Here is a 21115-nt window from a genome sequence, read left to right as displayed (position 1 = left end):
GCAAACACACATTGTTCCTCATGCAAGAACATGGCGCAAAGCGCACGAGCAAGTTAAATGGAGGGTCAAAGATGGGGGTTCTCCCCGGCGCATCATCAGTTACTTGCATCAATGGTGTATGTGGTGGGGGAGAACAGCAGCATACTGGTTATACCAGGACTTGCTTTTATGGTTTTTGGACTCATGCTTGGGATGAGCGTGTGGCGGCATACGCCGCCAGGCTTCTTCATCGACATGCGGTCAACTCGGTCACATCGGAACAACTTGGTAGTGATTCTCCAAGCCCGCTTGCTCTTTAAGTTGTAATTTGAGATTAATAAGATCCTGGGTTCTTACTTCATATAATGCCTTCATGGCATCTAAATCGAAGGTCGCGGCCGCAAAGCACTCTGCGGGGTACTCCCCGCCGCCTAGCGCATAGACACACGCCGCACCGAGTCCATAGGCCACCGCTTTATATATAGCAAACTTGGAACCTAACTTGGAGTCAACGCTAAACCAATCTTCGCTCTTATTAGTAGTCCAATCGTAGAATTGTTTCGATGATATTGGTTGTGAGGTAAACTTCGGCACAGGATAAAACGGATCATTAGAGCAGTATTCATCAACAATATGCATAGGTAGTCGTTTTTGTGCACCACCAACACCTTCTCGCCACTGCTTATCAATGGCATCCCAATTATTAACCCCTGGCGCGTGTATCGAATCTACTTGCGTTTGCAGCTCTTTAATGAGGGTATTTTCGAAATCAAAATGCTGTTCAGTGATTGTTTTTCCATTAAGCCTATAAGTGACTCCGTCGGTGTTGACTTTGTTGTATTGAGCAATCAATTGTGCGAATACTTTTCTGCCTTCCTCATTCTGAGGTATGCACGACATCATTTTTGCCCACATGTGTTTATCCATGGCCCAAAGTGCATATTCAAAGCTACTTATGTTCTCAAATTCTCGCCCAGAACAATCCGTTACTTTGCCCCTTTTAAGCATTAAACTTATATCATCTATTAGTATCAATTGAACTGCATCATGCTGACCACGCACGACGTGGTGCAGTAGCTTACGAACATCAACCATGGGTTTAAACAAAGACAAATGATATTTTGATGTCTGAGCCAAGTTCACTAAATCACGGTTTGATAAATTTTGTGCGGTTTGGAGTTCGAGTTCTTCTGGTAATTTATCAAACAGCTCAAATTTGTTTTGCATGCTTTTCGCCTTATTTCTATTCATTTAAGTCAATTTTGAAAAAATTATACTTGAATCAATTGTAAATATAAACGCCATCATGACTTGAATTGGATCAAATGAGGGGGGATCCTCAGAGATATTTAAACATTAATGCGAGGTCACACCCTTTAAAATTATATCTCCAAAAAATTCTGAAAACTTCAATATTTGATTTACTTATTGTTGTATATTGATATATCGAAAAATTCCGATATAATGAAATATATGAACATTATACTTGTTTTAAAAGCCCTCTCTAATGAGAATCGTCTTAAAATTCTTGAATGGCTAAAAGAACCAGCCAAATATTTCACTTCGTCATATTGTGATGTCAGTACAGACGGTGTTTGTGTGGGTTTAATTGAGCAAAAATCAGGTTTATCTCAATCAACCGTTTCGCAATATCTCTTGCAGCTCAATCAGGCGGGATTAATTCTCATGGAGCGTCGAGGTCAATGGACCTATTGTAAATTGAACAAGCCATTTATTAATGAGTTTTTAGTTCAATTGCAGAAGATATTATAAAAAATTTTGTATTTATTAATCGGAAATTTGCGATATATAGATTTCCGGTATTAAAGGAGAATTAATATGTCACAGCTTGATTTACTTTTAACACCTATTCAATTAAATGAAACTCTATGCTTAAAAAATCGAATAGTTATGGCGCCTATGACTCGCAATATGGCCCATGATGATCTGAGTCCAACACAACTTATGGCTGAATATTATGCGAGAAGGGCAGATGCAGGTTTAATTATTACTGAAGGAACAATAATCAGGCAAGATGCTAAAGGATATAGTAATGTACCAGGTATTTTTACCCGGGAACAAATTGAAGGCTGGAAAATGGTGACTGACTCTGTTCATGCGAATAAAGGACATATTTTTTCACAAATCTGGCATTTGGGTAGGGTGTCCCATCCTTATTTTTTAAATGGGGCATTACCTATTTCGGCTTCAGAAACGGTAATGACTGGTCGAGTATCACGGTCGGATGGTTTAACTTATGGGAGATCGCGCGCAGCTACTTTAGATGAAATAAAAGAAACAATTGAAAGTTATGCCGCAGCAGCAAGAAACGCGATTGCAGCAGGATTTGATGGAATTGAGATTCATGGTGCAAATGGATATCTCATCGATCAGTTTTTACATTATCACACAAACCACAGAATAGATTCTTATGGTGAAACACCTGAAAACATGGCGCGTTTTGCTCTGGAGATAGTTAAGGCTTGTGGTGATACAATTGGATATCAAAAAGTAGGCATCAGGTTATCACCCGGGGCTTATCTTAATGAAATCGTTGGCGATAAACGTGATGCAGAAGTTTTTCAATATCTTTTAGAACAATTAAATCTACTACCAATAGCATACGTCCACACAGGTAATTTTAATGATAAAGTGATTTTCGAAGAATTAAATCAAAAAACAATGACTGAATTTATGCGAACATATTTTGAAGGAATTCTGATTGCCACAGGTAGTTATGATTTTCACGAAGGACAAGAAAAAATTAAGAATAAAGAGTTTGATTTGTTAGGAATTGGTAGGCCATTTATCGCAAACCCTAATTTAATTCAGAAATTACACAATAATGAAACAATAAATTTATATGATGCATCCATGCTAAATACTTTGTTCTGAAAAATAGCGTATTTTACCCTGGATAAAGTTTGGATAAAGACGCTTTTGGGCAAACTATCTACCGGGTTGGTATCTCAATTAAATCGCGTCGCAATGACTGAGTCGAATTTCGTCTACAACATAGCAAATGCCCCACGGCCATGGGGAATTTGCTCATGATATAATCCTGATCACTTAAAAGGCGAAGATACTGCGTATATCAAAAACAAAGAAAGCCAAACCACCTACAATTAAATGGGATATCGAAACCCCAATAAGTGTTTTATGCCTGTAATAGAGCCAGCCCCAAAAAAAACCGGGAATTAATACAGCAATAGCAAGGCTGATAGAAACGTGGAGATGGGTTACACTAAATAAGATATTTGACATTAAAATAGCCCACCAAATACGATTTGGGCCAATTAAAAACTCTTGCAAAGAGCTTTGCAAAGCACCACGGGCAATCAGTTCCTGGACAGGGGTAAATATCAAATAAGCCAATACCAATGCAATCAATGAAGGAAGGCTATGATTTGGATTCATATCATGCCCAGTAAATATGATTGGATTAATCAACGTTAAATGACTAAACTGAGGAACAAGATTTATTACCAACCATTTAATTAAAACTATTAATAAAATGAGCGGTATACTCCACAAGATACCTTCCCAAAGGGCTTGCCGCCAATTTTTAAGTGTTAGCCCATAAAATTTTAAGGGATAACTGCTATTTTTCATCATAAATAAAACGATAATCCCGAAGAAGATAATTAATGGAATACTAACAATGCTTGTTGATTGGTGGCTATGTGCTACCTTTGCAAGAACACTAAATGTATACATATAAATCACAACAACCAACAGAACATCGATCATGAATTTGCCCATAGCGATACGAGCCTTTGTATGCTCAAGATCGCTTCTTAAAGTATCAACGGTTAATTTATTAGTTTGACGGATGCGATTACTAAGTGTACCGGCAAGATTAGAAATTAGGGTAAGATAAGTTGGCTGTTCGTTAATATAGAATTGCAATTCATTGATAATATCGGATAGCTTGCTAATGAGCTGATTGTAAAAAAGGGTATTCTTGGTGAGGTTCTTAAGATCAGCAATAGAAAAAACAAGCAGTTTAGTTGGTGTTATTGTACGAATAGTCGCAGAACGTGGCGAGTTATCAATTAATCCCATTTCTCCAATTGCTTCCCCTGATTGAAGAGTGGAAATCCGTAACTCAGTCCCGTCTTGAGCTTTTTTCAAGACTTCAACTTCGCCTTTCCAAATAATATATAAGTCAATAGGGTTATCATTTTCATAAATTATTAATTGATTAGCATCAAAATCAATAATCCTCACAAGGGGTATTAAATCATTTAGTTGTTTGTTTGATAGCGAATTAAATAAATTATTTTTTTGAAGTATCTTAATTATGTCTTCATCTATAATATCTTCCATGATCTGCCGGGCATCCTAAATTGAAGAATTACAAATAAGTATAGCGTAAATTTTCAGAACAGGGGCTACAATAGAACTTTTTTTAAAGTGCTAATCCATTGATTTTTGGGTTAAATTTTTAGTCCGAAATTCTAAGGCGTGTTGACAATTCATCTCCACCACCTACGTTCCACGACTTGTTCCTGAGAGATCCTCACAAAATATAATCACATCTGAGGGGCCACCAGTAATAAGATATTCATTCTTTGTGGGGATTAGGTTGGGCTGTTCTTAAGCATGAAGGTGAACCTTATAATGTCGGAAACACTATTGGATCACATATTTTCATGCACTTCAAAAATATTCATCATATTTTTCAAAAAGTTATGCTTACTTTTTGAGACCATCTCTCAGGAACAAGTCGTGGAACGTAGGTGGTGGAGATGAATTGTCAACACGCTTTATACTTATCTCATGCTTCTCTTTTTACCTCAACGGCAGGATACTTCTCCACATATCTCTCACTTGACACCATATATTGACACCATAGTAAACGACTTCGCGGCCAACAAAATTTACATCATAGCCAATTACTCCGGCATCCCACGCAGAATGCAGAAACTCGGGGAAAGTGCTTTTACCTTCTTGATCGGTTCTAATCGCTGCTATGAGTGCATCACGATCGAATTTAGGGACTTCATACATTCCAGTGACAAGAGGCGTTCCCACTTGAACAACTGAGCCCTCACTCATAATGTAAATCGATTGGCAAGAAGGCAACGACCAGCGATTCGTTTCGACACCAGCTTGTCGAAGAACTTCAGCAATAATTGGAAATCCTCCAATATTTGGACGAATTGATATTGCATACTTTAGTGCTTCTGTTAGTTTTTCTATAATTTGATTCATTGCTATTCTCCTTATTTAGTCGATAGGGTTTTTATTGAGTTTATTTAGATCGGCCAGTTTTGTGAGGATTTCTAAGAGACTTTTTCTCTCTGATGCTGTAAGCACAGAAAAGAAATGGTTGTCATTTTCATCGGCAATAATAGCCAGTTTCGGTATAAGTTGGATTGCCTTGGCGGTGAGTTTTATCTCTTGATAGCGGCGATCACTTATTGACTCCATACGACTTACAAGATTCTTTGCCAACAGACGGTCTATAAGTTTCGATACCGCTCCGCGCGAGAGCCCGGTAATGGCAGCAACTGCACTCGGTGAAGTGGTGATTTCACTTGAGTACATTTCACGTAAAATAACCCATTCAGCAACGGTTACCTCGCTTGCAGCAAGCTTTCGTGCAAATGAATGAGAGACCGCGTTTGAGACTACTCGCATTCGATAGCCAATATGTGACTTCAACTGACTAGGTTCTAGTCTTTTCATTTTTTCCCCTTTTGAAATTAACACTAGTTAACTTAAAAATAGTTGAAAAGGAAACAAATTGGAGAAATTTTTTTTTAATATAAAATCAACCATCTAATTTGAATGTTTGCTCAAGCGCAGGTTTTAAAGAATTGAGAGTAGACGTATAAAGGAGCTTTTGGAGAAATATAAGCCAATCACAAGCATAGTAAATATCGCAATGAAGTTGCAACCATGTTATAAATATGAATAGCCGAGAGGCTTTATGCAATATACGTAATGTTTCGGATAAGTTTATGCCACGTGACTTGGTTTCTGAGACGGAGAATTCTAACTGGAGATGCGACAGGCAGAATGAGGCGTATCCATGTTGCCCGAAGAACGCAATAAAATCAGCATGTTCAACTAAATAGTCAAACATTTTGTCGGCGCTTTTTTTAAACTAAAATAGGCGAGTATAGCTTTATTAGCAGGGTGATTGTATGTGGCTCCATTCAAAATCGCTGGTAGAGCGAATGTCAATAAAAAGTACATTCTCGATTACGTTGATGTAGCGATTTTAAAACTTTTCCCCTTGTAAAATGTGGCCATAGCTTGATGTAATATGTTTTAATATCCATTCAAGTTCATTAACCAAATAATCGAATAGTGGTTGTTCTTCGGGTAAAAGAATCGCTTCTTTTTTACGTTTTTTTCCTCCGGGGTTAACCCATCTCCGCTTTTTAATTCATTTATTATGTGACGTATATTGCTGCTTGATGCCTCTGTAGGTAATATTTTTACCGATTGGTTGGTGATTATATGGGTTCGCTGTTTAAAGAACTTCCGCTGTATAATGAGTTCTGCCGCCACTTTTTTGGGAGAGAACTTATTTTTTACTTGGACTTTTTTAAGTGGCGCCGTTGAATCTTGGCCTTGACTCGCATGAATAAACTCTTTCGATAAACTACTCTATAGTAGAAAGTGTTTTCTTTATATGAGTAACTGCTACAGCTTTCAGGTAGAGAGGGGGTAATACTCTTTCAATGGTATTGTTATGGAGATAATAGGGCGCTCCAGTTAATTCACAATTTGCTCTGGCATAATTTAAAGCGGCATCAGCAGCGCATCCATCTTATCGGAACCAATTAATGATTTTAAATTTTCTTTATTTGAATCATTTAACTGTTTCAAATCGGGATAGACACGTACTAAATCACCGTGATGGCTTAAATGGAGTATGCGTTTTACTAGATTAAATTTATTCCTTGCAAGCCCTTGTTCACCTGAAAAACCTTCGTGAAGGCTGGAAATGTCTTGGGGATTGGGTTGGGTATAAGTATATGAAATGCAATGAAAAATGGACGAAACTAATTTTCGATTAAATCCAAGCTCTAGTGCAATAATTTGAAACAATTCGGCAGAGCGAGCAGCAGTTTGCATGTCACTGGGACCTGGTAATTCATTTGTTCTAGCAGCTCGAAATATAAATCCTGCTGGCTTAAGAGCCGCTTTTATTCTGAACTATAATGGTCTGCGGCTTCTTTTTGAAAGGGAAGCCCATGAAATAGGGTCAGGTTTAAAAAAAACCGAGTATTTGTTGCTTGTCTTATAGCATGGGCGGTATCATGGTTGGGATGAAAAATAGTTAAGCCCCATGTTTTATCAAGTAATCTGGAATATCAACATAGGGTTTATTAATAATGGAATCAGATATTGTTTGAAAGACGGATGATTTAAACTCGGGTTTTTGCCAATAGTAGCACCATTCGGGTTTCAGCTAAACAATTTTTCCCGCAAACTGATTGAGAGTGCAATGCAATTAAAGACATGGAATTCTCTTGCTAATGTAAATTTGACAAATTTTATATCAATTGGCTAATTAATAGGCTTTTGCGCTTTATGAAAAGTTGTAATGAAATTATCCCAATATGGAATAGCCTAGAAAAAATAGTCCAAGTCAAGACTGTTTTTTTATTTTTAGTTTGGTTAAACTTGCTAAGCCTTAACTTTTTTTGCATATCCAAATCCTGTGGATATTTATTTAATTCATATTATTTAAATAATATGAATATTTCTTAAAATCCTTGTTTTATCAAGTATATCCATATTTTAGATAAAATATATTTTCGTAAGTTATACACATTTTCTGTGGATAAGTCTGTTTATAGAGTGTCAAACTTTTTGTGATGAGTATTCGTTTAATGCTTAACATAAGAAGACCTGGTCAGTTGATATAATCGTTAACTCCAGGGTATTAGCCGAAATATCTATCACAGTCTTCAGAGACGCATGCTGCTTTAAAAGAAATTGTTAATCGTGTTGATTTTTTTGCAATTTCATAAAGAATCGCCAATCGCATTGACAGCACATAATGACGCCAACTAAGGTTTTCCTGTAATGAAACCCCATTATCGATTTTCGATATGATTTAATCCAACAACCAGAGATCGGCAAAATTTGTCCCAATGTGGTTTTAGTAAGACTTGCTCAAAATTTCGATTCTGATGCTGTATCTTCACTTATTTTAAATCCACCACTCGACCCGTTGCTATTTTTGAGTTGCCGGATGCTATAAGATTTCAATTAAATACCATAGCGCGTTCTTTAAAAATCAATTCGTTCAAAATTAATATAATTTCTGGGATGCTTTGCACCCTGTTTGGGGAATGCCTTAGACGATTTGGTTTTGCTAGTGATAAATTAAAATATCAAAATAGTGAGCATCAACATAGGCAAGCAACTCTGTTGCAACATTTGGCATTGATCCATTTTTAGCATTAAATTTGGATTATTTTAGACCAAAACGTTTATTGGTAAAAATATGATCTTCATTTTGATTTAGGCTTTCATCGAGCAACTGATTTTCTTTTATACCCAACTGCTCACTCATAAGTAAAAATCGTTCACAAGTATTTTTCATAGGATAGAAATATTCAGCATTAGCCTCTGCTTGTATCGGATCTTTTTTGTTATATTGATTAAGACTATTCCCTAACTCTTCTAATTGATCAGTTAATTTTTTAAACTTATTATATGTTTCAAGATTTGAATCAGTATCTTTAAGTTGAAGCTGTGATAATAGCTCATTAACTTTGGTATAATACTCACGTTCTAATTCGTCATACTCTTCAATCTCCGTCGCAAAGAAACTTTGAAATTGATGCATCTTCTCGACCAAATTATTTAAAAATTTATCATTGCTTTTGAGTGCATTTGTAAATTATTTATCTTTCATATATAAATGCAACATTTCAAAGCAAACAACAAAAGAACTTTTATTCCAAATACTCACTTCATTAATCTGGGCACCGTTTTTTAACAATAGGTTAGCTACATTAAGGACATAGGGTGTATTTTTTATCCTCGACATAGCATCTTCATTTGCGAATAATATATTGTAAAAAACTGTCGAATTCCAATATTTACCATTAGGATCAGCCCCATGTTTTAATAATAATTCTACGACATGTAATGGAGATTTTTTATTTATAGCAAGCCATAAAGGGGGGCGTCTTTATAAATATTAGGACCCGCTTTATGTTCTAAGAGATTTTTCAAAATTTGAAATGAAGATTCCTTTTCAAATTGCACGTAACCCAAAGGGGTTATTCCATTTTTGTTTTTGATATTTGGATTACTACCTTGCTCCAAAAAAATGAAACAAGTTTGTCATTATGTACAATAACAGTATAATGTAATGCCGTTCTTCCCTGTGCATCTTGGCCTAAATAATTAACTTCATTCCTTTTAAATTCTTCGAGTAGCTTATTGACTGTTTTCATATCTCCTAGCATTATTAAGTTTCCTTATTTGTTCTTCGGTATTATCAATCGGATTATCAAAGTGTATGTCATTCATTTTTTTGTTCAAATCTTCAATCGTGACTCTTTGCCCAGGCTCCTTCATAGTCATCTCTTGAATCATATTATCGATGGCGTTGATAACTATACCCGTTTCACTTGATAAATGATTGTTTCTAAGCTCAAGAGTCCATAGTTGATTTAATACTTTTCCTAGAGAGTAGATATCTTGTGCGTAACTTGCAGTCCCACCTAAGCCCTCAGGTGGAGTAAACCCTGGGCTATTTATATTTTGTTGGGGCATAGTTCCTTCCAGAGTGTAGTTATCATAATCTATGAAATTTACAATGGATTTACCTTCAACATATTCAACTTTTATATTAGGAGGTTTTATATCTCTATGAACCATATTCAGATTATTAATTTGTGTTTGGTACGCTTTTAATAAGGCTTGAGATAATTCTATTTTTTCAGCGATAGATAAGTTTATTTTTGCATTTATATCCGATAGATCAAATCCTTTAATTAGCTTCATCGCAACGGCATATTTTTTTGTATGATTCTTAAGTTGAGTTGGTTCCTTTTTACCAAGATGAGGGCTTGACGTTGATGCTGGAACATTGACATCATCGCCACCAAATTTTAGGGCACTTTCTTTTTTTTTTAAACAACGGAATTGTTATGAATGGCTATGACGCCAGGATATGTAACTACTTCACCAAAACCGTCTTTACCCAAGGACGTTTCAGTAGAGAATCTTAAACGAATGCTTTGTCTAGGTAAGTTGGTTTTTTTATCTAACGCACTTTTTCTGTCTATCTGAATTACATCATGATGAAAAAAATCATATTGCCCTGATCATCTGTATACACAGTGTCTTTTTTCCAGTTTCGAATCCCTTGATGCAATTGAGATTGGATAAATTGAGCTAAAATGCGTTGATCATTTTCATCGAATTCTGAATTAGGTGTTACTATAAGAACTTTATTGATCATATTATTGAATTAATTGGAGCCAGCATGCATAAATAAACTTCAGATGACTGTAGATATTATTCAAATGTGCATAAACAACGTAATATTGCAGATTATACTGGAGATATTTCAGTGAAAGCACAATAGCAAGCTGTATTACTCATAAACTGTTTGAATTCATCTTTCAGCCGAACCCGTTGTTTATAACCGTGATTTGTTTTTCTAGACAACTCATTACCTCAAGATTGGATGCAACTCCAGGATAAGTTCCGCTGCTTCGTAATAGTGGAGCATCAAAAATTGCTCGTAAAAAGTTGTATTTCTTGCGGAAGAAGCTTGATGTGTTGATTGAGTTCCTTATTAGAGGGTAACCGGAAAATCCCTATCAGTTCCTAGCCCGCTATTGGGGTGTTCAAAAAATATCTTCGTTTCTGCATGTAGAACAGTACTTTAGCTTCAGAATGGATTCTTCTCACATTAAAATGTGTAGCGACAATTATTTTAGCTTAATTTATTGCTGTTCTCTAAACGCAAAAATAATTGTCGCTACACAATTTCGCTTTTACTAAATTTACTCCTAATTTGATTATTTTTTAGGGATTACAATAGTCACAATATTGTGGATCAGCTGACTGTAAACCGTCTTTTCTTGGGTGTTTTTCCTGATGATCACATCGAATACACCCCCAGATTTCTTGCTGGTATAACGAAGTGGGGGATGTGCATTCATTGCAAGGAAGATTGCCTTTGGTTTCTTTAAACCCAAAACCAGGAGTTAAGCAGTGGGGGCAACAACATTGAATTCGATTAACTAATTTTTCAGCGAGTACAGAAATCGCCTGCATCCTCAAAGGATTCATCATTGCTCTCATATCGGTGGCGAGAAAGAGCTCTTTTTCTTGTTGAAAACCACGGGACAGGGCAGTCTTGAGCGATTTGACGTCTCTAATCCCCTTTGCAATCACTTTTTTATCGCTATTGGTTTGCAGGGTGAGGGCATGCTCAGGAAAGCCTGATTTTTCTAAAAAATCGTGGAGCTCTGTTTGGGGCGTTATGGTCATCATGCGGTAATTTGTTTTGGGTGTAATATACTGCTCTGCAATTACCCAATTGTTTTTGCGATCTACAAGTACCATGATTTCATGGTCACTGGGAATAAAGGGAAATGCAGGATGCGGACCAAAACTGCCTTCACTCGCAATTGCTAAATCATAACCGTAGTGTTCAGCAGCGCGCCTTGCTTTTAACATACAAGTATCATAGGGACTTAATGTCCTTGCGATTTCACCAGTAAAAGTCCCAAATTGGTCGGTATCAAATTCGTGCACCGCCAGTGTGCACGAGAGTTTATTAAAAAATACTTCAGCAATTGCTTTTTCTTTTTCATGTTTTGAGGCAAGCAAAACCGACTGATTGCGATAATGCATGATTAAGCTCCAGTGATTGAGTGGAAATAATCCATTCGGGCGACATCAACATCAGAAACAAACATTACACCCGAATTCTGTTGAAATAAAGTTTTCATTCCTAAAGCAAGGGTTGCTATGACTTCCTCCGGAGCTACGGCAAGAAACATAATCAGTGAGGCCCTGTCGTTGAATAATATTTTTCCTTCATGAAATCCATTATGGCCTTTACCTGAAATGTTTCTGAATAACGTAAATCCGGTAACTTTTGCTTCTTCCATCATCGAGCTGATAAGCTGTTCATGCTCCCCAGAAACTATTATTTCAATTTTTTTCATAGGATGGAGGTTAATACCAATATCCTTTCGTTCCTGAACTTTGATAACATTCATTTTTTTCTCCTCGTTTTTAGTGTGCTAAAATCCAATTGCCATTTTGATTCAGTTTGTAGGCTTGACCATTATTGGGTTCAATGATGATGAGATGAACCCATTCATTGAAAAACAATGTTTTTAAAATAGCTTGTCGCTCGATAATATTTGATATGAGTGCTTGTGGTGCATAGACTACAGTCAATAAACGTTGTGGCTGATGGTATGATGTTTCATCACTACTCATCACGGATTGCAAAGGCAAACCATGCATTAAATCACTGCCATTGCCTTGCATGATGCCCATTTTACCCGTGACATTGTGAGTGATTTTGCTACCACTTCCGTAAGCGACATTATCGATGGTTGAAAACAAATATTGGGTATTAATCCATTGCGCAACCACCATGGGTGCAGTCAGAATGGTTTCAAGGAAACTCCCTTCTGGGTCTTGTTTCCAATCGTAAGAATGTAGAAAGCATCGGCCATCAAGATTGATGTTTTTTGTTAATGAACGTGGGGCAACAATAAAAGCAGCATTGCGCGCAAGCCCCCATTCAGGTCGTGTTTCAGACCAATCCTGACTTCTTCGCTGAATGTCTTGTTCAGGATGGACTGAATTTAATTTTCGACCTCGTTCTGAATTGTTGCTCGACTTTGCCTCATCCAAATCAACAAGTAACTGATTGACTAGTTCTGGATAAAGTACCTTACTTGTGTTCAAGTTATAAAGCTTAATAGAGTCGGTGGTGGTATTGTGAAGCGCGGCATAAAAAAGCGTGTCCATTGGAATGTGAATTCCTTTATCTTCCAAAGCTCTTCGAACGTCTATTTTATTTAGGATTTTGGCTAAAAGCTTGGCATTGGTTCCACCATGATTTCCACCACAAGCACCACAATCCAGAGCAGACGCGTAGGGATTGTTTTCGGTGCTACTTCCATGACCGCAAAGAACAATCAATTTTGCAAAACCTGAAGTGAGCCCCATAAGTCGTAATACAGTTTCGGCATAATCAATCTGCTCACTTAGAGCAATACCATGCTCCAAATTATCCCCATTTAATTCTAACGATGGCTCTGTTTGAAGTGGAGGTGCAATCAAATGATTTAATGTTTGACTTGTTTTTTTTGTATAACCCAGAGCAAGCGATTGCAAAAGCATCTTCAGGCCACACCAGGCACCAAGGGTTTCAACCAAAGCAAAAGGCGTTGCAAAATTATATTTTAATTCCTGATAGATTTTGCCAAGGGTAGTCTTAATCGTCTTGCCCTGAAGGTGTTGTTCCATTAAAAAGTTATTTGCTGCACTTGGTTTTTCATCAACTCGATAACGTGGTTTTAATAATACAGGACAGCAGTCTTTTGTTTTACCACTCTCAAATTCCTGTACTTGAATGGGGATGCCAAAAAAGCCAGCAAATCCTAGAGTTTCATAGTTTCCCTGCTTTTCGATAGCGCGTCGTATGGGTTCTGAGCGAACATCAATACAAAACACGAGTTGTACATCCGCTCTTTGGGGCTTGGTGGGCACTTGCTTGACTTCAGGCAGCAGTGTTTTTACCAATTCCTGCTCATAGTGTTTTTCATTGCTTTTTATTTCTTTAAGAACGTCCTGAACCAAAGAAGCATCTTCTTCGCTTATTTTCTCCTGTCCTGCTTCAGGCCAGAGCAAACAGGTAATGACCAAACGAACCGCAAGAAAGTCGATGAGTGTCGCCTGTTGTTTGTCTGCTGTTGTTGGATTGTGCCAATGGGCTTTCCATTTCACAAACCCCGCCCATCCTGGTAAATAAAGAAAGGTTTTGGAGATGAATTTTTCGGCTTTTTCCTTGGGAACTTTAAGTTTTTGCAGACAAAGAATAATTGCTTCTTCTGCAGACCCAGGCAAAGTCATTAACCATTGTTTTGCTTCTTTTTTATTTTTATGCAGCTTTTTGTCAAAACACGCTAATTTTAAAAATCCAAAATAGAATCCTTTGTCTCGATGCGGCATTTCGATAGCACCTTGCCCGGCATCGTAAAAGGCGCTACACCATTTAATCATCTGCAGGTTCACGTCTTCTAAAGCACGATTACGTGGAACTTCCTTTCGTTGAAAATCACCTTGCGCTATGGCCACTTCAAATCTTTGTGCTTCAAGCCCTTGTAAGGGATTGCAGGCGATAAATGTTTCTAAAGGCCAAACCGGTGCAATCCGTTGGGCTGCATTTTCCACTAACACGCGTATTTCGACTCTCTTGTTTTGGGTTTTGATTGAAGTATTCTTTTTCATGGAGAGTTCATTTGTTTTTTCTTTATTCGCCATTAATTTTGCTGTACTCATGGTTACTCCTTAGAATAATTAGTATTTATAATCAGACCGTAGTGTGGTTACCGTTTGGGGAGAGGGTTGACTTTGGTTGAATAAGTTTATGTAAATCCTGCACCAGAAATTCGATTCTTTTATTCGGTTCATTAACCCAAGGTTAAAAAGAAACCACGGTAAAACAAGCAGAACTAAAGTAATCAGGTGCAGGATTGATAACTTGGGTAAGTAAAACTGAGTTAAGTTAGGAAGAGTTAATTCAATCAGATGAATGCTTGCGCCGTAAACTAAGCCAGCTAAGGAAGACATCAAGAGTCCAATCGCCATATTGATGATGGACAAGCGATTGCTCATTACTGTGAGCATCATTTGCGTTCCTGCAATGAATGCAAATACCAGCAAGAATGAGGTTGCTTGCAGAGACAGGATTGGCTTATTCGTCATAAATGCAAAACCAAACATGCCTAAGATGCCGCCAATACTAGCAATTAAAACGACAATTGGTTTGTACGCCGTTATTTTAGGCTCATGACTTCTTTGGGCAACGACCGAGCCTGAGCTTAAGAATAAATAGGATTTGAATAAACCATGCCAACACAAGTGAGCTACAGCGGCGGCAAATAGTCCCAGACCGCATTGCATCATCATGAATCCCATTTGCGCTAAAGTAGAGCAAGCCAGCATTTTTTTAATATCATATTGCATGAGCTTCCAAAAAGTTCCTAAGAAAGCTGAAAGGGCTCCCAGAACGAATACAGTCATCAGTAAGTAACTCGATGCTGCAAAAAGTGGGGCAAACTTTACAATGAGGATGCCACCTCCATTGACAAGGCCTGCATGCATCAGAGCAGAAACAGGAGTTGGCGAATTTAAAGAGCTAATCAACCAGCGATGAAAGGGCCAAATAGCGGATTGAGTTAATGCGGTGAGCATAATCAGAGTCATAGCAGGGACAAAAACAGAGGATCCTGCTAGTTCCTTCTCATTTAAAGCGTTAATGGAAGCGGTGTCATTGCTTAAGGTGATTAAAGTAAAAGCGGATAATAAACTGATGCTACCTATCAATAGGGTATTTAGGGTGAGCCGCCCCGAGTTTCTTGCCGCAGTCCATTCGCTTTTATGAACCATTAACACGATTAATAGCAGGTTGCTGAGTGACCAAAAAGACCAAAAGAGAAAGAGGTTATCTGCAAGAACCATGACTACAGCGCTAAGGGTAATCGCTGCCAGGGTAAAAAAATAACGTGAATAGATTCGGTCGCCGTCCATGTACCTTAAAGAAAATCGATGAACGATAAAACTTACCAGTAAAATTAAATTACATAATAATAAACTTAAGGTATTAAAGCTGATGAGCAAATAGGTCACCGGCATTTCTGATAAGCTCAAGCGGCTTAATAAAATGAGACCAATTATAAATCCAAAACCAATAGAAAAACTTCCCCATGCAGCTGCAGATACAGCTCTTTTCCTGCCACTAAAGCAGTTAATGATCAGAGCGAGGGCTGGGGATGCCAGAAGAGCGACAAATAAAAAATTTGTTATCGTATTCACAGTATTCATCATTAGAAATTATTTTGCTACAATCGAAATATATTAGATAAACTTATATAAGTGAAATTAATAATTTTTATTCATTTCATTAGGAGTTCTAATGAGTTTTGATACAGTGACTTTGCAATGCTTTTTGGCGGTTGCAGAAACCCAGAGTTTTACAAAAGCAGCCCTTCGAGTGGGGCGCACTCAATCCGCGATCAGTCAGCAGATTGCAAAACTTGAGCAACTGATTGAAAAACCTTTAATTCTTCGCGGACGTGAGTTGTCTCTCACCCCTGACGGAGAGCTTTTTTTAGGCTATGCCAAAAGGATTTATGAACTTCATCGCGAATCACTTGACCGGTTTAAAGCGCCAGAGCTTCATGGGGAGCTTCGTTTTGGTTTGCCTGAAGATTTTGCTTCAATGATTTTGTCGGATGTACTGGTTGAGTTTTCACGGCTTCATCCAAGGGTGATGCTGAATGTTGAGTGTGAGCTGACTCTTAATTTAATCCAGCGCTTCAATCATGGCGATTTTGATTTGATTTTAATCAAAACAAATCAAAGAAATCAAATAGCTGAGGGCGTAGATGTTTGGAATGAGCCAGTAGACTGGGTAGGGAAGAGGGAACTTCTAACTCAATTCAATAATACCACACCAGTTCCGCTGATTCTCTCGCCAACACCTTGTGTCTATCGTGGAAATGTTATTGATTCTCTCGATAATCACCATTTAAACTGGCGTCTTGTGTTCAGCAGTCCAAGCTATGCTGGAAAAATGGCTGCAGTGCGCGCAGGGCTAGGCATTACTGCGATACAACGCAGTATGATTCCCAACGATCTTGATCGACTTGATGAGGGATTCTTACCAAAATTGAGCGATATTCATGTATCCTTGTTAAAAAAGAAAGAACACAATAAAGCGATTGAATCGCTTGAGTTTTTCATACTAAAGAAATTAAAACATTAATGTCTTAAGATAAAAAAGGATAATTAGAAAAGAAATGAATTCTATTAAGGAAGTTTTAGATAAACCGACATTAGTATCAATTGCGCTCATCAGTCTGGTAGCAAGCTTATTGACTTTGAGCATCCCGATTGCAGCACAAACATTAATTAATTTAATTGCCTTTGGAAAATTAATGCAGCCTGTAGTCACTTTGAGCCTCATTGTATTCATCTTGATGGCAGCTCTTGGTGCCTTAAATGTTTGGCAAACCGTAGTTCTCGAGGTGATTCAGCAAAAATTAATGGTAAAAATAAGTCTAAACCTAACGAACCATTTTACTCGCTTGTCGTTAGATAGTTTTTCAACGCATCATGGTCCTGAACTTGTGAATCGCTTTTTTGAAGTGGTTACCATCAAAAAATCACTTGCCAGTCTTTTGCTATATGGGGTTAATCTAGGTCTGCAGCTTTTCTTGGGGTTATTACTTCTTATGGTTTATCACCCCTTATTTATCATCTTTGACGCTTTTATTATTATCAGTATCGTATTAATTATTTTCATCCCATATCGTAAGGGATTAGAGAGCGCAAAAAAAGAGTGTGCGCAGAAACATCAAGTAGGTGCCTGGCTTGAAGAACTTTTAATTAATCGATTTTTATTCCGATTCAGTAATTACAATAACTATGCCATTTTACAATCTGACAAGCATTTGGTTTCTTTTTTAAATGCAAGGAATACTCATTTTAAGCAACTCATCAAGCATCAAATTGGTTTTTATCTCCTTTCTGCATTTTCAAGCAGCATCCTGCTAGGATTAGGAGGATATCTTGTTATTAAAAATCAATTGAGTTTAGGGCAGCTTGTAGCTGCTGAAATTGTACTTGGTGCGCTGATTTATGCATTTAAACGCTTTGGTGTCCTTTTAGAAAACTATTACGATTTAGTGTCCTCAGAAAGTAAGATTGATACAGTCCTTAATTTACCTCTGGAGGAAATCAAAAATGAGCTTGATACTTTATTTCTACCTATGAAAACAATCGAAATTCGGCTCTTTGATGAGATCAAAATAAATGCTGCATTGGAAAAGCCATTAGTAGTTTATTCTCAAAATGCAGAATCCTGTAAATCATTTGCCGAATCACTTTTGGGTTTTGGAGTGAAATGTAACATGGACCTTTTAGTGAACCAAAGTATTTGTAATGAAGAGCATCGAACAGCACTTCGCCAATACAGCTTATTGTTGCGAAATCCGGAGTGGTTTGCCGGCAGCATTTATGACAATCTGGTGTTAAACCATAAAAATACATCAACCAAGATTATTATTGAACAATTTAATCAATTCGGACTCGCTGAAAAACTAATGCATCAACCTAATGGCTTAAAAACGATTATTTATGACTGGCACAATGAATTTACAGAATTTGAGCTTATTGCCCTAATGATTATTCGAGCTGTCTTGTTGCAGCCACAATTACTCATTATTGACCGAACTTTTGATGGATTAGAGAGAGAAAAAATTGACTTGCTCATGGAGCGATTGCTGAACTTGAATAATACCATTTTGGTTTTAGTCACTCAAACCCATGAACTCAAAGAAATGACAAATTGCGTGGTGCTTCCATGAGATTACATGCCTATACCATGATTGCAAAACTCCCAAAGCCACAAAAAATCGCCAAAATAATTTTTATTATCACTCTAGTTATCGTTTTATTTTTAAGTTTTACTCCATGGCAACAGTTTGCTCTTGGTGATGGTAAGGTGATTGCGTATTCACCAACTGAAAGGCTTCATACATTAAACTCACCAATCAATGGACGTATTAAAAAATGGTATGTTGATGAGGGGATGAAGGTAAAACCCGGCGATCTTCTAGTTGAAATCAATGATAATGATCCTGGGTTATTGAAGCGATTGGAGTTAGAAAAGAAAGCAATTGCACTGCGGATAGAGGCAGCAGAACAATCAATAGTAGCCGGAAAAGCTAATCTGGAACGACAAAAAAGGTTATATCAGCAAGGAATTAATTCAAAACGTCAATTTGAATTGGCACAAATTGAATATTCCAAATACCAAAGTGAGTTAGCGCAAGCAAATATTGACATGGTGGATGTTGATGTACGTATTGCACGTCAGCAAACACAACTCATAAAAGCCCATGTGGCAGGAGTAATTTTTAAACGATTGACAGGCCAAGAGAGTGTAGTCGTTAAAGCGGGAGATGTTTTGGCACAAATTATTCCCGAGACTCAATCACGCGCTGTGGAGCTATGGATTGATGGTAATGATATTCCGTTTGTTCGACTTCATCAAAAAGCACGCTTACAGTTCGAGGGATGGCCTGCAATCCAATTTCGGGGTTGGCCTGAAATTGCCGTAGGCACTTTTGGGGGAACTGTTTCTTTTATAGATCCCACAGACAATGGCCTGGGGTTATTTCGTGCCGTCATTGTTCCTGATGAACCTTGGCCTCAAACTCGATTTTTAAGGCAGGGTGTGCGTGTTCATGGTTGGATTCAATTGGGAGAAGTGCCTTTATGGTACGAACTGTGGCGGCAATTTAATGGTTTTCCACCCGAAAGTACCCCAGAGAAGAGTCAACCATGAACCGATTTTTTGCTCATACCGAATTTAAATATCAGCTTATACTAGGTTTTATTTGTTTCATCCTTTCGGTTGTCAGCGAGGCAAGCGAACAAAATAAATTAACCCTGGACAAGGTGCTTCAGAGTGTTGCACATTATTATCCAAAAATTAAAATAGCGCGTCTGGAAATTACCAAGGCTCAAGGCGAGCATTTGAGTGCATTGGGAAGATTTGATCCTTCACTTGATGCAACTACCCGATCACAGCCCCTAGGTGGCTATATTAACAATTACGGAGATACTCAACTTACTGTTCCCACCTTTTACAATGGAGTTAAATTATTTGCAGGTTATCGAAATGGGAATGGAGACTGGCCCATTTATTATCAAAACTACTTAACGAATTCAGGCGGGGAGTATCGAGCCGGACTTTCATTTCCTTTACTTCGTGACCGAACAATTGATAAGGAGCGAACCAATTTATTGACTACCGCGGAGTCAATTAAAATGAAACAGCACGACTCGGAAGCGATTAAAATTCAGATATATCAAGAAACGATTAAAGTTTATTGGCAATGGGTAGAAGCAGGATTGCAATTAAAAACTTTTAGGCAGTTATTAAAATTAGCTCAAAAGCGGCAAGTGGCAATTGAGCAACAAGCAAATCAAGGTGATTTGCCAAAACTCGCCATAACCGAAAACTTGCAACAAATAATCCAGAGAGAGCAATTACTTAACCAAGGGATGATGATATTTGAACAGGCTGGTATTAATTTATCTTTGTATTATCGAGATGAAAAGGGAAATCCTAAAATTCCTTTGGAAAGGAATCTCCCTTCGCATATTTTGATGCAGCAAGGTCAATTAGCGCAAGGATTATCTCAATTAGCACGCCATCCTTCTTTAAAAAAACTACAAAATTACTCAAGAATAATTAAGCTTAAGCGTGACTTGGCGCAAAATGAGTTACTGCCCAATTTGGATGCTACTGCATATACGTTTAAGCAATACGGCAGTGGAGGATATTCTTCGTTAATCCCAGAGGCAGCTTTTATCGGGGTTTCTTTCAAATTTCCTGTTTTACGTCGAGAGGCCAAAGGGAGGTTAATTCGTACACAGGGTGAACTCGAGCAAATAAGAGCGGAAAAAAAGTTTATGTATGAGCAGCTTAAAAATCAACTTACCAATCTTTATATTGGGATAAAAAGAATCCATCAGCAGGTAGCTTTCTTAAAGAAGGAGTATCATTTGGCACTTAAGGTGCAACAAGGAGAGACACAAAAATTCTATGAAGGAGACAGTACCTTATTTCTAGTGAATCAACGAGAGCAGGTAACCACCCAGGTGCAACTTAATTGGATAAATGCCCAGGTTCAACAAGAAGAGTTAAAAGATATGGTACGTTTCTTTTCTTCAACGAATTTGGAAAAGTAAGATAAAAAATGTACTGCGGGGTGTTCCACCAATACTGATTGAAAGAAACTCTAAAGACAACTCGATAAACATGATTTTTTACCGTTGATGAAAATAAGGGTAGAGCAAGTACCTAATTAGT

20 protein-coding genes and 1 pseudogene are annotated in these 21115 nt (G+C 37.6%); 7 read left to right on the top strand and 14 right to left on the bottom strand.

Going from position 1 to position 21115, the window contains the following annotated elements; all coding sequences use genetic code 11:
* Positions 1–299: hypothetical protein (locus EKG34_RS15055; RefSeq protein WP_242616756.1), on the top strand; the 299-nt coding region annotated here is incomplete at its 5' end.
* Here EKG34_RS15055 and EKG34_RS15050 read toward each other — a convergent pair.
* Positions 250–1206: a hypothetical protein gene (locus EKG34_RS15050; protein WP_003636512.1), complete on the bottom strand. Its 957-nt coding sequence runs from the start codon at positions 1204–1206 to the stop codon at positions 250–252. The genes EKG34_RS15055 and EKG34_RS15050 overlap by 50 nt on opposite strands.
* Positions 1207–1452: 246 nt before the next feature.
* Here EKG34_RS15050 and EKG34_RS15045 point away from each other — a divergent pair, with 246 nt between their 5' ends.
* Together EKG34_RS15045 and EKG34_RS15040 are read left to right on the top strand one after the other, a co-directional pair.
* Positions 1453–1752, top strand: coding sequence for an ArsR/SmtB family transcription factor (locus tag EKG34_RS15045; protein WP_003636514.1), 300 nt, complete (start codon positions 1453–1455; stop codon positions 1750–1752).
* Between the two features lie 66 nt (positions 1753–1818).
* Positions 1819–2874, top strand: a complete 1056-nt coding sequence (locus tag EKG34_RS15040; RefSeq protein WP_003636516.1) for an alkene reductase — start codon at positions 1819–1821, stop codon at positions 2872–2874.
* 174 nt (positions 2875–3048) lie between these two features.
* On the opposite strand, the gene EKG34_RS15035 is transcribed toward EKG34_RS15040, so the two are convergent.
* The 13 genes and pseudogenes from EKG34_RS15035 to EKG34_RS14980 form a co-directional block, all read right to left on the bottom strand.
* Positions 3049–4308: a cyclic nucleotide-binding domain-containing protein gene (locus tag EKG34_RS15035; RefSeq protein WP_003636518.1), complete on the bottom strand. Its 1260-nt coding sequence runs from the start codon at positions 4306–4308 to the stop codon at positions 3049–3051.
* A gap of 465 nt (positions 4309–4773) precedes the next feature.
* The gene (locus EKG34_RS15030; protein WP_223800040.1) at positions 4774–5196 is read right to left on the bottom strand and encodes a DUF1398 domain-containing protein; all 423 of its coding nucleotides are present in this window, start codon (positions 5194–5196) and stop codon (positions 4774–4776) included.
* A 15-nt stretch (positions 5197–5211) separates the two neighbouring features.
* Complete coding sequence (locus tag EKG34_RS15025) at positions 5212–5625, bottom strand: MarR family winged helix-turn-helix transcriptional regulator (RefSeq protein ID WP_242616755.1); 414 nt, start codon at positions 5623–5625, stop codon at positions 5212–5214.
* A gap of 1113 nt (positions 5626–6738) precedes the next feature.
* Positions 6739–7119: a SidE phosphodiesterase domain-containing protein gene (locus EKG34_RS15020; protein ID WP_242616757.1), complete on the bottom strand. Its 381-nt coding sequence runs from the start codon at positions 7117–7119 to the stop codon at positions 6739–6741.
* A gap of 1303 nt (positions 7120–8422) precedes the next feature.
* Positions 8423–8800: a hypothetical protein gene (locus EKG34_RS15015; protein WP_080619668.1), complete on the bottom strand. Its 378-nt coding sequence runs from the start codon at positions 8798–8800 to the stop codon at positions 8423–8425.
* 54 nt (positions 8801–8854) lie between these two features.
* Positions 8855–9004 (bottom strand): hypothetical protein, encoded by a 150-nt coding sequence (locus tag EKG34_RS18680; protein WP_003636530.1) that lies wholly within the window; start codon positions 9002–9004, stop codon positions 8855–8857.
* 66 nt (positions 9005–9070) lie between these two features.
* A pseudogene (locus tag EKG34_RS19025) lies at positions 9071–9130 on the bottom strand (hypothetical protein); the annotation flags it as partial.
* Between the two features lie 109 nt (positions 9131–9239).
* On the bottom strand, positions 9240–9416 hold the full coding sequence (locus EKG34_RS18300) for a hypothetical protein (RefSeq protein WP_165391552.1): 177 nt from the start codon (positions 9414–9416) through the stop codon (positions 9240–9242).
* The gene (locus tag EKG34_RS15005; RefSeq protein ID WP_080619670.1) at positions 9400–9969 is read right to left on the bottom strand and encodes a protein kinase family protein; all 570 of its coding nucleotides are present in this window, start codon (positions 9967–9969) and stop codon (positions 9400–9402) included. Before EKG34_RS15005 ends, EKG34_RS18300 begins: the two co-directional genes overlap by 17 nt.
* A gap of 1032 nt (positions 9970–11001) precedes the next feature.
* Positions 11002–11835: a DUF6671 family protein gene (locus EKG34_RS14995; protein ID WP_080619671.1), complete on the bottom strand. Its 834-nt coding sequence runs from the start codon at positions 11833–11835 to the stop codon at positions 11002–11004.
* Positions 11836–11837: 2 nt separating this feature from the next.
* The gene (locus tag EKG34_RS14990) at positions 11838–12206 is read right to left on the bottom strand and encodes a P-II family nitrogen regulator (RefSeq protein WP_003636542.1); all 369 of its coding nucleotides are present in this window, start codon (positions 12204–12206) and stop codon (positions 11838–11840) included.
* A 16-nt stretch (positions 12207–12222) separates the two neighbouring features.
* Positions 12223–14508 (bottom strand): DUF2309 domain-containing protein, encoded by a 2286-nt coding sequence (locus EKG34_RS14985; RefSeq protein WP_080619672.1) that lies wholly within the window; start codon positions 14506–14508, stop codon positions 12223–12225.
* Positions 14509–14526: 18 nt separating this feature from the next.
* Positions 14527–16044 carry a proton-conducting transporter transmembrane domain-containing protein gene (locus EKG34_RS14980; protein WP_012979246.1) on the bottom strand — a complete coding sequence of 506 codons (1518 nt, stop codon included), beginning with the start codon at positions 16042–16044 and terminating at the stop codon, positions 14527–14529.
* Positions 16045–16144: 100 nt separating this feature from the next.
* On the opposite strand from EKG34_RS14980, the gene EKG34_RS14975 reads away from it, so the two are divergent.
* From EKG34_RS14975 to EKG34_RS14960, 4 genes are read left to right on the top strand one after another with little or no spacing between them, the layout of a single operon-like run.
* Complete coding sequence (locus EKG34_RS14975) at positions 16145–16996, top strand: LysR substrate-binding domain-containing protein (protein ID WP_080619673.1); 852 nt, start codon at positions 16145–16147, stop codon at positions 16994–16996.
* A gap of 34 nt (positions 16997–17030) precedes the next feature.
* Positions 17031–18599 carry an ABC transporter transmembrane domain-containing protein gene (locus tag EKG34_RS14970; RefSeq protein ID WP_003636549.1) on the top strand — a complete coding sequence of 523 codons (1569 nt, stop codon included), beginning with the start codon at positions 17031–17033 and terminating at the stop codon, positions 18597–18599.
* Positions 18596–19582, top strand: coding sequence for an HlyD family secretion protein (locus EKG34_RS14965; RefSeq protein WP_003636551.1), 987 nt, complete (start codon positions 18596–18598; stop codon positions 19580–19582). The genes EKG34_RS14970 and EKG34_RS14965 overlap by 4 nt, the downstream gene beginning before the upstream one ends.
* Positions 19579–20994 carry a TolC family protein gene (locus EKG34_RS14960; RefSeq protein WP_080619674.1) on the top strand — a complete coding sequence of 472 codons (1416 nt, stop codon included), beginning with the start codon at positions 19579–19581 and terminating at the stop codon, positions 20992–20994. The genes EKG34_RS14965 and EKG34_RS14960 overlap by 4 nt, the downstream gene beginning before the upstream one ends.
* Positions 20995–21115: the final 121 nt, after the last annotated feature.

Origin of the sequence: Legionella longbeachae, assembly GCF_004283175.1 — a bacterium.
Classification (GTDB): Bacteria; Pseudomonadota; Gammaproteobacteria; order Legionellales; family Legionellaceae; genus Legionella; species Legionella longbeachae.
The sequence above is the reverse complement of the archived record's forward strand: the minus strand, read 5'-3'. Positions and strand labels throughout refer to the sequence as shown.

Excerpts from the sequence above, each read along its gene's own strand:
- EKG34_RS15050 (WP_003636512.1), bottom strand. The coding sequence starts at position 1,206 with ATGCAAAACAAATTTGAGCTGTTTGATAAATTACCAGAAGAACTCGAA.
- EKG34_RS15045 (WP_003636514.1), top strand. The coding sequence starts at position 1,453 with ATGAACATTATACTTGTTTTAAAAGCCCTCTCTAATGAGAATCGTCTT.
- EKG34_RS15040 (WP_003636516.1), top strand. The coding sequence starts at position 1,819 with ATGTCACAGCTTGATTTACTTTTAACACCTATTCAATTAAATGAAACT.
- EKG34_RS15035 (WP_003636518.1), bottom strand. The coding sequence starts at position 4,308 with ATGGAAGATATTATAGATGAAGACATAATTAAGATACTTCAAAAAAAT.
- EKG34_RS15030 (WP_223800040.1), bottom strand. The coding sequence starts at position 5,196 with ATGAATCAAATTATAGAAAAACTAACAGAAGCACTAAAGTATGCAATA.
- EKG34_RS15025 (WP_242616755.1), bottom strand. The coding sequence starts at position 5,625 with ATGCGAGTAGTCTCAAACGCGGTCTCTCATTCATTTGCACGAAAGCTT.
- EKG34_RS15015 (WP_080619668.1), bottom strand. The coding sequence starts at position 8,800 with ATGCATCAATTTCAAAGTTTCTTTGCGACGGAGATTGAAGAGTATGAC.
- EKG34_RS18680 (WP_003636530.1), bottom strand. The coding sequence starts at position 9,004 with ATGTCGAGGATAAAAAATACACCCTATGTCCTTAATGTAGCTAACCTA.
- EKG34_RS18300 (WP_165391552.1), bottom strand. The coding sequence starts at position 9,416 with ATGAAAACAGTCAATAAGCTACTCGAAGAATTTAAAAGGAATGAAGTT.
- EKG34_RS15005 (WP_080619670.1), bottom strand. The coding sequence starts at position 9,969 with ATGAAGCTAATTAAAGGATTTGATCTATCGGATATAAATGCAAAAATA.
- EKG34_RS14995 (WP_080619671.1), bottom strand. The coding sequence starts at position 11,835 with ATGCATTATCGCAATCAGTCGGTTTTGCTTGCCTCAAAACATGAAAAA.
- EKG34_RS14990 (WP_003636542.1), bottom strand. The coding sequence starts at position 12,206 with ATGAATGTTATCAAAGTTCAGGAACGAAAGGATATTGGTATTAACCTC.
- EKG34_RS14985 (WP_080619672.1), bottom strand. The coding sequence starts at position 14,508 with ATGAGTACAGCAAAATTAATGGCGAATAAAGAAAAAACAAATGAACTC.
- EKG34_RS14975 (WP_080619673.1), top strand. The coding sequence starts at position 16,145 with ATGAGTTTTGATACAGTGACTTTGCAATGCTTTTTGGCGGTTGCAGAA.
- EKG34_RS14970 (WP_003636549.1), top strand. The coding sequence starts at position 17,031 with ATGAATTCTATTAAGGAAGTTTTAGATAAACCGACATTAGTATCAATT.
- EKG34_RS14965 (WP_003636551.1), top strand. The coding sequence starts at position 18,596 with ATGAGATTACATGCCTATACCATGATTGCAAAACTCCCAAAGCCACAA.
- EKG34_RS14960 (WP_080619674.1), top strand. The coding sequence starts at position 19,579 with ATGAACCGATTTTTTGCTCATACCGAATTTAAATATCAGCTTATACTA.